This is a genomic window from Floccifex sp. (assembly GCF_051873555.1).
Taxonomy (GTDB): domain Bacteria; phylum Bacillota_I; class Bacilli_A; order Erysipelotrichales; family Erysipelotrichaceae; genus Floccifex.
Map to the genome: position 1 here is coordinate 1 of NZ_JBJEEY010000062.1, position 12,216 is coordinate 12,216.

10 protein-coding genes are annotated in these 12,216 nt (G+C 32.9%); 2 read left to right on the forward strand and 8 right to left on the reverse strand.

What is annotated here, in order from left to right; all coding sequences use genetic code 11:
* Positions 1 to 261: 261 nt before the first annotated feature.
* From lysS to ACI32A_RS03455, 4 genes are all read right to left on the reverse strand, one after another.
* The gene (lysS, locus tag ACI32A_RS03440; protein WP_439753627.1) at positions 262 to 1,749 is read right to left on the reverse strand and encodes a lysine--tRNA ligase; all 1,488 of its coding nucleotides are present in this window, start codon (positions 1,747 to 1,749) and stop codon (positions 262 to 264) included.
* A gap of 285 nt (positions 1,750 to 2,034) precedes the next feature.
* Positions 2,035 to 3,156: a toxic anion resistance protein gene (locus ACI32A_RS03445; protein WP_439753628.1), complete on the reverse strand. Its 1,122-nt coding sequence runs from the start codon at positions 3,154 to 3,156 to the stop codon at positions 2,035 to 2,037.
* A gap of 11 nt (positions 3,157 to 3,167) precedes the next feature.
* A complete protein-coding gene (locus ACI32A_RS03450) occupies positions 3,168 to 3,806 on the reverse strand; it encodes a 5-bromo-4-chloroindolyl phosphate hydrolysis family protein (RefSeq protein WP_439753629.1) in 639 nt (212 codons plus the stop codon).
* Between the two features lie 8 nt (positions 3,807 to 3,814).
* A complete protein-coding gene (locus tag ACI32A_RS03455; RefSeq protein ID WP_439753630.1) occupies positions 3,815 to 5,524 on the reverse strand; it encodes an AAA family ATPase in 1,710 nt (569 codons plus the stop codon).
* 71 nt (positions 5,525 to 5,595) lie between these two features.
* On the opposite strand from ACI32A_RS03455, the gene plsY reads away from it, so the two are divergent.
* Both plsY and ACI32A_RS03465 read left to right on the forward strand, forming a co-directional pair.
* On the forward strand, positions 5,596 to 6,213 hold the full coding sequence (plsY, locus tag ACI32A_RS03460) for a glycerol-3-phosphate 1-O-acyltransferase PlsY (protein ID WP_439753631.1): 618 nt from the start codon (positions 5,596 to 5,598) through the stop codon (positions 6,211 to 6,213).
* Positions 6,214 to 6,260: 47 nt separating this feature from the next.
* Positions 6,261 to 6,662 (forward strand): competence protein ComK, encoded by a 402-nt coding sequence (locus ACI32A_RS03465; RefSeq protein WP_439753632.1) that lies wholly within the window; start codon positions 6,261 to 6,263, stop codon positions 6,660 to 6,662.
* Here ACI32A_RS03465 and ACI32A_RS03470 read toward each other — a convergent pair.
* The 4 genes from ACI32A_RS03470 to ACI32A_RS03485 all read right to left on the reverse strand — a co-directional run.
* A complete protein-coding gene (locus ACI32A_RS03470) occupies positions 6,659 to 8,515 on the reverse strand; it encodes a DNA translocase FtsK (protein WP_439753635.1) in 1,857 nt (618 codons plus the stop codon). The genes ACI32A_RS03465 and ACI32A_RS03470 overlap by 4 nt on opposite strands.
* A gap of 373 nt (positions 8,516 to 8,888) precedes the next feature.
* On the reverse strand, positions 8,889 to 10,562 hold the full coding sequence (locus ACI32A_RS03475; protein WP_439753633.1) for a ribonuclease J: 1,674 nt from the start codon (positions 10,560 to 10,562) through the stop codon (positions 8,889 to 8,891).
* 15 nt (positions 10,563 to 10,577) lie between these two features.
* Positions 10,578 to 12,017 carry a tRNA (N6-isopentenyl adenosine(37)-C2)-methylthiotransferase MiaB gene (miaB, locus tag ACI32A_RS03480; RefSeq protein ID WP_439753634.1) on the reverse strand — a complete coding sequence of 480 codons (1,440 nt, stop codon included), beginning with the start codon at positions 12,015 to 12,017 and terminating at the stop codon, positions 10,578 to 10,580.
* A gap of 50 nt (positions 12,018 to 12,067) precedes the next feature.
* Positions 12,068 to 12,216: 4Fe-4S binding protein (locus tag ACI32A_RS03485; RefSeq protein WP_439753636.1), on the reverse strand; the 149-nt coding region annotated here is incomplete at its 5' end.

Here is a 12,216-nt window from a genome sequence, read left to right on the forward strand (position 1 = left end):
AGGTGGCTCAATTTTAAACTGATAAGGTGGCTCAATTTTGGATTGACAAATACAGAATATATGTTATTGATGCGCAAATAGATTTCTTTTGCTATTATCATTATCATAGAGGATAAGACAAATAAATAAGCTTTGCAAACTCAAACTCCCTTTTTCTATACTTGTATTCAAAAGAAATATTCAATAAAGTGGATAATAAAAAAAAGATCACTGAAAAATCAATGATCTGTAAGTTTATAAAGAATTATAGTGTATTATGAATTATCTGTTCTTCATATGCGGGAACAATAAAACTTCACGAATTGTTCTTTGGTCCGTCAACAACATCACAAAGCGATCAATTCCAAGTCCCACTCCACCTGTTGGAGGCATACCGTATTCCAATGCTTCTACATAGTCTACATCGACTTCATTGGCTTCATCGTCTCCTAAATTACGTAGTTCCAATTGTTTTTCAAATCTTTCTCTTTGATCAATTGGATCGTTTAATTCAGAGAAAGCATTAGCGTATTCATGTCCACAAATAAATAATTCATAACGATCCGCAAAACGTGGATCTTGTTTATTTTTCTTGGCTAATGGACTAATGGAAGTTGGATGTCCATATACAAACGTAGGCTGAACAATGGTTTCTTCTACATATTTTTCAAAGAATAAGTTAATGATATGTCCTACTGTATTTTGAATTTTTTCCACTTCAATTCCATGTTCATTCGCAATCTTTACTGCTTCTTCATAACTCATATCTTGCCAGAAATCCACACCACAAGCTTCTTTAATGGCATCTACCATATGAATTCGTTTAAAAGGCGCTTTTAAAGACAATTCCTGTCCTTGATACGTAATTTCAGTTGTTCCTAATACTTCTTTTGAAACAAAATCAAATAAACCTTCAATCAAATCCATCATTCCACCTAAATCTGAATACGCAACATAGGCTTCTACAGTTGTGAATTCTGGATTATGTGTGGCATCCATTCCTTCATTACGGAACAAACGACCAATTTCATATACACCTTCTAAACCACCAACAATTAATCGTTTTAAAGGAAGTTCTGTCGCAATTCTTAAATAGAAAGGCATATCCAATGTATTGTGATGCGTAATAAATGGACGAGCACTGGCTCCTCCTAAAATAGGTTGTAAAACAGGTGTTTCGACTTCAATCAATCCTTGTCCATCTAAATACTTTTGAATGGAACGAATGATTTTTGGTCGAGTGATAGCTAAGTGTTTCGCATCTGGATTCATAATCAAATCCACATAACGACGACGGAAACGTTCTTCTACATCCGTTAATCCATGGTATTTTTCAGGTAATGGACGCAGTGCTTTTGATAAATGTGTATACACTTTGGCACGAACTGATAATTGTCCGTGATCGGTTTTCATGATTGTTCCTTCAATTCCTACAATATCTCCAATATCATTTTTCTTAAAGATTTCATATTGATCGTCTCCGATTTCATCTTTACGAACATAAATCTGGATTTGACCATCTTTATCTTGAATATGCATGAAACCTGCTTTTCCTTGACGGCGCTTGGTCATAATACGACCCGCAATTTTCACACTCACATTCATTTCATGTAATTCTTCTTTTGAATAGGAATCAAATTGTTCAATAATCTTAGCTGAAGTACTCGTTCGATCGTATCTTTGCCCAAAAGGATCAATTCCCATGTCTCTTAATTCTTGCATCTTCTTACGTCGAACTTTTTCTTGTTCCGTTAATTTAATCTCTGCCATTTTTATTCTCCTTTTATCCATAAAAAAAGACATCCATCCATAGGGACGAATGTCGTGTTACCACCCTAATTCATTTTCTAAATCACTCTAGAAAACCTCTGCCACTGTCTATTAACAGTGCTTCCTTTAATGCAGGAATTACATACAGCTCCAAGTTTTTATTCACAAAACCCTTCACGATTCTTTCCACCATCCAGAACCTCTCTTTGCTTCAGGATTAAGCTACTCGTCCTCTTCTTTGCCTTTGCCCTAGTATCGTAAACAATTCTTTTGTTTTTGTCAATATTACTTATGAATTTCTAACAATTTATTCTTCAATTCCGATTCAATACGCGCCAATTCCACTTCCGCTTCTCTACGTTTTTGACGACCCTCATCTTGAATCTTTACAACTTCATCTAAAGTTGAAATTAATTGACTGTTTGTATGTTTTAACGTATCAATATCCACAATTCCTTTTTCACTTTCTCTTGCCACATCAATGGTTGCCTGTTTTAAAGAATCTGCATTTTTTCTTAATAAAGAATTCGTCATTTCATCTACAGCCTGCTGCGCTTTTATAGCTTGTTTTGAATGATTTAAACCAAGAGCAATCACCATTTGAGACTTCCATAAAGGAATCGTATTCACTATAGTTGACTGAATTTTTTCTGTCATTAATGTATCATTGTTTTGAACCAGACGAATTTGTGGACCCATTTGTAAAGCCACATTTCTCGTTAACTCTAAATCATAAATTTTCTTTTCAAAACGCTCACATAATTGAGCTAAATCATTGGCTTTTTGAGAATCCTCTGCCAATCCCGTTTTTTGAGCACGTTGCACTAAAGCCGGTAAATCCTTTTCACGAACTTCTTTTAATTTTTGTTTTCCAGCTAAAATATACATAGTCAATTCTTTATAATTAACCATATTTTTTTCATATAACTGATCCAGTAATTCAATATCTTTCATCAATTGAATTTGATGATCCTCTAAAGAATGCACAATCTTATCTACATTTTTTTCTGCCGATTCATATTTTGCTTTTAATCCCTGTGCCTTATTCGATTGACGCTTAAAGAAACCAGCCAATCCTTTTTCCTGTTCCTCTAAAGCATCAAAACCCTTTAATTCCACAATTAAATCCGACAACATATCTCCTGTTTCACCAAGATCTTTTGTTTTTACACTTTGAAGTGTACTATCAGAAAAAGAAGCAATTTTCTTTTGTGCGGCATTTCCATATTGTAAAACAACATTCGACTGTGTAATATCAATTTGTTTGACAAAATCTTCTACTTGTTTTCTTTCCTCAGCCGTTAAAATATCTTCTTCCTTATATTCAGGAATCGGTGGAACATCTGGTTTAACTTCTTCCACTACAGGTTGTTCATCATTTAATGTCAATACAATTTTATCAGCCATCTTTACTCCTCCTAGAATTTCTTTTCATGAATAAGCCCTTCCTGGGCAATGACTTTTTCTAAAACCGAAGCCTCTGTCATTAAATCAATGGCTTCATCTTCAAATAACGAATCATATAATGATTCAAAAGCTTTTTGAACCGTTTTTAATAATTCTTCAATCTTTCGTTTTGACTGAATAATTTGATCCGTCTCTTTTACGGCTTCCATATCCACATATGAAGTTAATAACTTATCAATAGTTGGTAGATAATACGTAATAAATTTTCGAATATGTTTTACATCACTTGGATCGTTTTTAACTTCTTCTAAAATCTGATTGGAAATATGAATAATATTTCTTACATCCACTCTTACTTCATAATTTTTTATTTTTCGTCTGGCTTTTTCAAATGAATCTAAATAAACATTTCCACTAGCAAGGATATCTTTAACATCCATATCCTCATATTGCACCTCTTCTTCCACTTGAATATAACGATCTCTAAAAATCAATACCTTACTTAAATAGAAAACAGCCAATGAAAAAATTGCTGGCGAAATAAAATGTTCAAAACCATTTCCAATTAATAAAACACCATATAAAACAAGTCCAATAATATAAGGCTTCTTTGAAACTATTTTTTTCTTTTTCTTAATCACATTTGCCATACAACCACCTACTCTAAAACAAAATCAATGCCTCTTAATTCCATTAAATTCTCTGGATTTTCTTTCACAATTCGATTTGCTTGTTGACGAATTGCTTTTTCAACAAGATTACGCGCAAAACGCCCATTTCCAGAACAATCCGTTTTACTAAAATAATTCAATAATATTTCATCACATTCTGGATGTAATATATAGTCTTTACTTTTCACGATGGAATGACAAATTTGAACCAATTGATTGGGGGAATAGTCCTTAAAATGAATTTGATTCGGAAAACGAGAACGAAGACCGGAATTACTATCTAAAAATTCATTCATTTCTTTTTCATATCCTGCTAAAATCACAACCAATGAATCTCGATGATCTTCCATTCCTTTTACCAATGTATCAATGCATTCCAAGCCAAAAGAATCATCTTTTCCTCGATTTAAAGAATATGCTTCATCAATGAATAAAATACCGCCTAATGCCGATTGAATCACTGAATTGGTTAAAGGCGCTGTATGGCCAACATAGCGTCCTATTAAATCTTGTCGAGATACTTCAATCAGTTGTCCACTCGATAAAATACCCATAGCTTGTAAATACTTCGATAAAATACGTGCAATGGTTGTTTTTCCAGTTCCTGGATTTCCTGTAAAAATCATGTGCATAGAAATACTATCGCTTTTTAAACCTTGTTTTTCACGCATCTTTTGTACTTTTAATAAATTTTCTAAAGAATAAATATAATCTTTTACTTCATCAAGTCCAACAATTTCGTTTAATTCCTTTTGAATCGATTCTAAAGAATCATGGCGATGATTTAAAACACCATTTAATATATCTTCTTCTTTTCCTTTGATTTTTAATACCCCATCAAAAATCAATTCAAAACCATCTTCGGCTTGCATTTTGTCCAATGCCTTTGAAATCAAATTTGAAACTTCTATTAAACTATATGCATTTTCTTTTGGATTAAAATGCTGCTGATAAAAATCTTTTACACTTTCATTCAATATACAATGATATTGATTTGAAATTTCTTTCATTTGATCTTCAATCATACAATCAATGGCTTTCTGATTAAATGCCTTGCATTCAATCACATCCTGAAAAGAAGACATCCAATCCAGTCCTAAAATCTCTGTTAATTTTGTTTTAGAAAGAGAAGAAACCAATACAATATATTCCTGTGAAATACATAGACTGGAAATGGCTTGTGAAACAATGGTTGAAGTTGTTTCCTGGAGTTGATTTTTTGATTGAATATATCGCTTCTTTAAAGATAAAGAACCATGAATAAATATTTCTTTGATGGAATTTAATAAAGAAGGATGGATTTTTTCAATATTTTCAAAGGCCAGACACGGATTTGTACTCTTTGTTGTTTGATAAAAATCCTGAATGAAATTTTTTTCATCTTCACTATTTGTATATTGACAACCATCTAACCAGCTTGTATTCAAAAAAGACTGAATCAATGTATGTTTTCCACAACCCTTTGGACCTAAAACCAAAATTATATGTGGCTTTGTGTTTCGTTTCATAATTTTTTTCATTTGTTCCATTGCTTCTTCTTGCGAATAAAGTTTTATGATTTTTTCTTTTTCATCCAGTTGAAAATCTTTTTCTAATTCTTTTTGAAATTGTTGAAGAAACATATCATCTAATGCTCGGTTTTTACTAAAAACACGCTTTTGAAGTTCTTCAATTTCTTCTTGTCTACTCTTTTTCATACTGAATATATTTTATCATATTCATTCTCCTTTTTTTCTTAAAATCTGATAAAATATAAACGGTGATACATATGATAAAAATTATTTGCAGTATTTTAATTGGATATTTACTTGGATCCATTCCCTTTGCTCTTGTGATTGGAAAAGTTTTTTATAATACCGATATCCGTCAAAGTGGATCTGGAAATTTAGGAGGAACCAATGCAGGTCGTGTATTAGGAAAGAAAGCTGGAATAGCAGTCATTGTCTGTGATGTATTAAAAGTTGTATTGGCTGTTGGTCTTTCTTCTTTATTATCTTCCAGTGCATCGATTTTAACTGGAGTTGCTTGTTGCATCGGTCATTGTTATCCTGTATTTGCACATTTTAAAGGCGGAAAAGCAGTGAGTACTTTATTTGGCTTTTTATTAAGTATTTCTATTTTTACGTTTCAAGATGCATGGTATTTTATTGGCCCATTCATTTTATTCTTTATCATGCTCTATTTATTTAAATTCGTATCATTAGCCAGTATTTGTGCTGCTCTATATTCAAGTGTCTTTATCACAAGTGAATTATTCTCTTTAGATGTCAACAACATCATTATTATCATTGCTTCCTGGCTCATGACAATTTTAGTAATTTATCGGCATCGTTCCAATATGGAGCGCATTAAACAAGGAAACGAAAATAAAATTTCCTGGATGTAATTTATTTTTCACTTCTATTTTCTATAATGGAAATAGGAGTTTTTTTTATGAGCAATTATCTATATTATGACTATGCCAAAAGCTGTGTTTGTAAAGTCAAAGAAGATGGTATTGAAAAAAATGAAGCATCCTCGATTCATAGTTATTTAAATCAGAAATGTTTAGAAAAGGGATCGGATATAAATGGTCGCAAACACTCTTTTTCTTATCTAACCAAACAAAAGAAATTCATTCCTGTCTATATTTCTTCTACAGAAATATATTTCCCCATTACTTCTATTTCCAATCCTGAAGTCATTTACATCAATTATTTTGAAATAAAATCCATAGAAACTAAAGAAAAAACATGTATCATCTATTTTAAAGACAATACATGTTTCACTTGTCAAAATCCAAAACGAATTCAATCCATTGTATCTCATATTCAAAGATACCTTCTTATGATCTAATCCATTCCATCTTCAACATTATTTTTTACTAAAACTTCTCTTGGCTTCGAACCATTGCTTGGTCCAATAATCCCATTTTCTTCTAATACATCCATTAAACGAGCCGCTCTTGAATAACCAATTGAAAAACGCCGCTGAATGAAAGAAGTACTGGCTTTTTGAGACTGAATCACAAATGCTTTTACATCATTATATAAAGGATCTGCACATTCGGCATTAACTTCTTGTCCTTGCATCTGTAAATCCTTTAAACCAATCAAAGTATCATCGTAATTTGGTTTAGCTTGGGCCTTGATGGCCTGAGCAATTTTATTAACTTCTTCATCTTTTATAAAGACACCTTGTACTCGAGAAGGCGTTGTTTGACCATTTGGAAGATAAAGCATATCTCCATTTCCCAATAATTTTTCAGCCCCGACTTGATCTAAGATTGTACGAGAATCTACACTACTGCTGACCGCAAAAGCAATTCGCGAAGGAATATTGGCTTTAATAACACCTGTAATAACATCTACACTTGGTCTTTGGGTAGCTACAATCAAATGGATTCCAGCGGCACGAGCTAATTGCGTAATACGTTGAATACTGGCTTCTACTTCTTTGGCTGCCACCAACATCAAATCCGCTAACTCATCAATAATGACCACAATCCATGGAAGAGGTTTTAAAGAGTCTTCAGGATGTTGTTGCAGGTGCATATTATAGGCCTGAATGTTACGAACACCTAGTCGTCCAAATAATTCATAGCGATCGTCCATCATTTTAACGATGACTTTTAAAGCTTTATTAGCTAAATCACCATCGGTAATAACAGGCGCTAATAAATGGGGTACATCATTATAAGGTGTAAATTCCACTTTTTTTGGATCAATTAAAATTAATTTTACTTCATCAGGTCTTGTTCTTAATAATAACGAACAAATTATAGAATTCACACAAACTGATTTCCCGGATCCCGTTGCTCCCGCAATTAATAAATGTGGCATTTTATCCAGTAATCCATAAATATTTTCACCCGATAAATCTTTTCCTAAACAAAACAACAACGATTTATTTTGGAGTGAAGAAGGAATAGACATCATCAAATCCATCATTTGTACAGTTGAAGTTGTTTCATTCGGTATTTCTATGCCCACTGCACTTTTTCCTGGAATCGGTGCTTCAATGCGAATTTCTTTGGCTGCTAATGCCATTTTAATGTCATCTTGAAGATTGGCAATTTTAGAAACACGAACCCCTAATTCGGGTTTGATTTCAAATTTTGTTACACTTGGTCCAATATGAATATCCACTAATTTTGCATTTACACCAAATTGATTTAATATATCAATCAATAAAGTTCCTTGTTTATTGGCATTGGACATATTGGCATCTTTTTTTAATCGACGAGAACAAGGATCTAATACAGAGCGAAGATTCACTAATTTATAATTAGAATAATCATTGGAATAATCCACAACATAATGTACAGGTTCCTCTTTTTGAGTTGGTTCTTCTTTGATTTCAGGATGAACAACTTCAATTTTTTCTTCTTTTTCCATAACTGGATCAGCTTCTATGAATAAAGAAGACTTCTTTTCTTTTTTTTCATCATAATCTAGAAAAATAGATTCCTGTTTTTGTGGTTTCTCTTTTTTGATTCGAACTGGCTTTTCAATTTTTGGCTTTTCTTCGACCAATTTCTTTAAGCCATTAAATCCAATGCAAATGACACCTGCAATATAGCCTACACCAACAATAAAATACGATCCATTGTAGTCTAACAACCCTACAAACAATGCCATTAATAAAGAGCCTAGAACTCCACTTTTTAATGTAATGGTTCCTTTGAATGTATTTACAAAATTAGCCATGGTATAGGTAATGCCATAAGAAGCTGAATTGGGTTTAAATTCTAAAATAGCTAATAATAAAGAGGTTGCTAAAAAAATACACAGTATTCCAATCCAATAACGATTCTCAAATAAAGAACGAATATCTTTCATTAAACTATATCCACTGACAAATATAATGCCAATACATACAGGAATGGCTAAATATCCAAATAAAAAGGATACCAATCGATATAGACTTTTTCCTACTATACCGAATTGGCATATCGCAATAATAGAAAAAACAATGAAACAAACGAAGGTGAGGATATATCCCCAATTCGTTTGTTGTTGTTTTGTATTCTTTTTAGATGAAGATTTCTTTTTCTTGGCCTTTGCCACGAAAACTCACCTCCTAAGTATTAATTTCTAAAATAACTGATAATATCATTGGCTTTTTGCCAATTTTATTAAATAAATATCGAGCCACTTTATCACGAATTTCATTTCGCGTATCTAAGTTATTATATGTTCGATTTTTAACAGCATCTTCAATGGTTTGTTCCATTATCTTAGAAACATCCGAATTTAAATACTCGGCTTCTTTTAAATAAACCAGTCCCCGTGTTTGAACATCCGGTCCATTGATGATTTTCTTTGTTTTACTATCAATTCCAATAGCTAAAATCATAACACCATCTGTGGATAAAATCTCACGATCTTTTAAAACCACACCAGCCATGTCCCAGCCTTCTTTTCCGTCAATCAGATTTTCATGTAAATCCATTTCCATAGAACAAGAACGAAGTTTTTTATTTTCAAATGTTGCCACTTGACCGTTGTCTAAAATAACAATTTCACTTGGCGAATAATCCATTTCCAATGCCACATTGGCATTCATAACCAATTTACGATATTCTCCTTTGACTGGTAAATAATATTTAGGACGAGTCGCAAAAATCATCATCTTTAAGTCTTCCTGACTTGGATGCATACTTCTTGTTTGAGAATCCAGCATGATGACTTCGCCACCTTCTTTATAAATATCATTTTCCATTTGTTTAAATTCACGTTCTACGCCTGGTAAAACCGGTGTCGTTAGTACTATGACATCTTCTGGAGTAAAATCAATATCATCAACTTCGTTATTACAGATATTACTCAACAAACTCATTAAAGATTTTCCCGTTCCACCAATCAAAACCACAACATTCGATAAATCCGTCTGGTTAGAATTGGCTATAATGGATTTTGGAATGGTATATCCAATATCTTTTAAATCTTCAACCAATTGACGAAGTTCTTCTGTATATAATAAAATTTTTCGATTGAAACTAATACATGTATCGATTAACTCCTGTACACGGAAAATACTTTGTGTATAGACACTCACAAAGATTCGTTTATTTTCATAGCGTTCCAGTATATTGGCAAAATGAGGGGCAATGCGATGATCAGGTGCTGTATGACCCGATCGATCCGCCCCTTTTGAATCTTGCATCAAAACCAAAACGCCTTCATTTCTAAATTGTGCCGGTGTTGTAAAATCACCTCGATATGCATCACTTAGAGCTGTATAGTCTTCAATGAATTCACCCGAATACACAATGAATCCCTGGCTTGTTGAAATCGCAATTCCAAAGGCTTCAGGAACAGAATGCGTAATCGGAAAGAATATAACTTTATGTTTTCCAATTCGTTTTTGATCATGTCGCTTGACTTCATGAATTTGTACGTTTTTAATTTTTTCTTTCGATAACAAACGTCGTATGCATTTTGCTGTCAATGGCGAAGAATAAATATCGGCTTTAATATTTTTTAATAAATAAGGCAAAGCTCCCATAACATCGTCATGAGCATGAGTAATGATTATCCCGGCAATTTTGTCTTTATTTTCAATTAAATACGTAAAATCCGGTACAATATATTCAATTCCTAGTGATTCTTTTTCATCTGGAAACTTGATTCCTGCTTCAATAATATAAATCTGATTTCCAATTTCAATGCAATACATGTTTTTTCCATCTTCATCCAATCCCCCTAAAGAGAAAATTCGAATTTTTTCATGTATCGCTGCTACATTTGGCATACATTCACCTCTTTTCTATTTCTCAATGGCATGTCCATCTAAAGAAAATGTCTTGGCATCGTCAATATATACTTCCACAAAATCCCCTGGCTGAATATGATTTCCTGTAAAATTTACCAGTTTATTTGTTTCTGTATATCCTGAAAAAACCATTTGATTTTTCTTACTAAATCCATCCACTAAAACCGTTACTGTTTTTCCAATATAGGCTTTATTTTTTTCTAGAGCATATCCATTCCATGTTTTATTCAATAAAGCTAAACGAGCTTTTTTTGTTTCCAATGAAATTGAATCTTCCATTCTTGAAGCAGGTGTACCTGGACGAGGTGAGAAAATGAAAGTAAAAGCATTATCAAATTTACAATAATTCACAACATCCAATGTATGCTGGAATTGTTCATCACTTTCATTTGGAAATCCTACAATAATATCGGTACTGACTGCTACATTGGGAATGCGTTCGATAATTTTATTATACAATGAAATATATTCTTCCTGACTATATCGACGTCCCATTAATTTTAATATTTTACTGTCACCGGATTGTAAAGGAAGATGAATAAATGGCATGATATTTTCGTATTTACCAATCACATCCAGCATTTCATCACTGAAATCCCATGGATGGCTTGTTGTAAATCGAATACGTGGTACACCAATTTGTGCTACTTTTTCAAGTAATGTCGCAAAATCATATTGATCATCAATATCTTTTCCATACGCATTAACGTTTTGTCCCAATAATGTTATTTCTTTATATCCTTGTTCCTTTAATTCTCTAACCTCAGCTAAGATTTCATCCATATAACGAGATCTTTGTTTTCCACGCGTATATGGCACAATACAATATGTACAGAACTTATCACATCCATACATTATATTAACCCATGCTTTATGTTTTCCAAAGCGATGTACTGGTAAATTTTCATAAACTTCGCCTTCACGAGAGTAAATACGAACCACACGTTGTTTTTCATACATGACGGAATATAGCATGCTTGGAAGTTCTTGCAGGTTATGCGTTCCAAACAATAAACGAACTTGTGGATATTTTTCCAATAAACGATCCACAAAACCTTCTTCTTGTGCCATGCAGCCACATACACCAATAACTAAATCCGGGTTTTGTCGATATAAGCGTTTAAAATTTCCGATTTCTCCTAAAACTTTTTCCATCGCATTTTCACGAATAGCACAAGTATTAATCAAAATCACATCCGCTTTTTCAACATCTTCAACTTTTGAAAATCCTAAGGAATCCATGATACCAGCTAGTGTTTCAGAATCTCTTTCATTGGCCTGGCAACCATAAGTTGAAATAAAATACGAATGATTGATTCCTATAAAACGTGCATTTTCCGGAATGATATAGGAATTAATTCGTTCTGTTTCTTTTTTTGTTCGTTTTTGTGCTTCTTTTAAATTTGGCAAGATCCAACCTGCTTTTTGTTTCATGACTACCTCCAAAAAAAAGCCAAGCTTAAAGCTTGGCATCTATTTTTATATTATTGAGTAATTGCGCTTACTGGACAAGTTCCAACACATGAACCACAATCGATGCAAGTATCTCCATCACATACAGAGAATCCTTCGTCATCAAGTGATAATGCACCAACTGGACATCCACCTACACAAGCACCACAACCGATGCAAG

Excerpts from the sequence above, each read along its gene's own strand:
- lysS (WP_439753627.1), bottom strand. The coding sequence starts at position 1,749 with ATGGCAGAGATTAAATTAACGGAACAAGAAAAAGTTCGACGTAAGAAG.
- ACI32A_RS03445 (WP_439753628.1), bottom strand. The coding sequence starts at position 3,156 with ATGGCTGATAAAATTGTATTGACATTAAATGATGAACAACCTGTAGTG.
- ACI32A_RS03450 (WP_439753629.1), bottom strand. The coding sequence starts at position 3,806 with ATGGCAAATGTGATTAAGAAAAAGAAAAAAATAGTTTCAAAGAAGCCT.
- ACI32A_RS03455 (WP_439753630.1), bottom strand. The coding sequence starts at position 5,524 with ATGAAAAAGAGTAGACAAGAAGAAATTGAAGAACTTCAAAAGCGTGTT.
- plsY (WP_439753631.1), top strand. The coding sequence starts at position 5,596 with ATGATAAAAATTATTTGCAGTATTTTAATTGGATATTTACTTGGATCC.
- ACI32A_RS03465 (WP_439753632.1), top strand. The coding sequence starts at position 6,261 with ATGAGCAATTATCTATATTATGACTATGCCAAAAGCTGTGTTTGTAAA.
- ACI32A_RS03470 (WP_439753635.1), bottom strand. The coding sequence starts at position 8,515 with ATGGCTAATTTTGTAAATACATTCAAAGGAACCATTACATTAAAAAGT.
- ACI32A_RS03475 (WP_439753633.1), bottom strand. The coding sequence starts at position 10,562 with ATGCCAAATGTAGCAGCGATACATGAAAAAATTCGAATTTTCTCTTTA.
- miaB (WP_439753634.1), bottom strand. The coding sequence starts at position 12,017 with ATGAAACAAAAAGCAGGTTGGATCTTGCCAAATTTAAAAGAAGCACAA.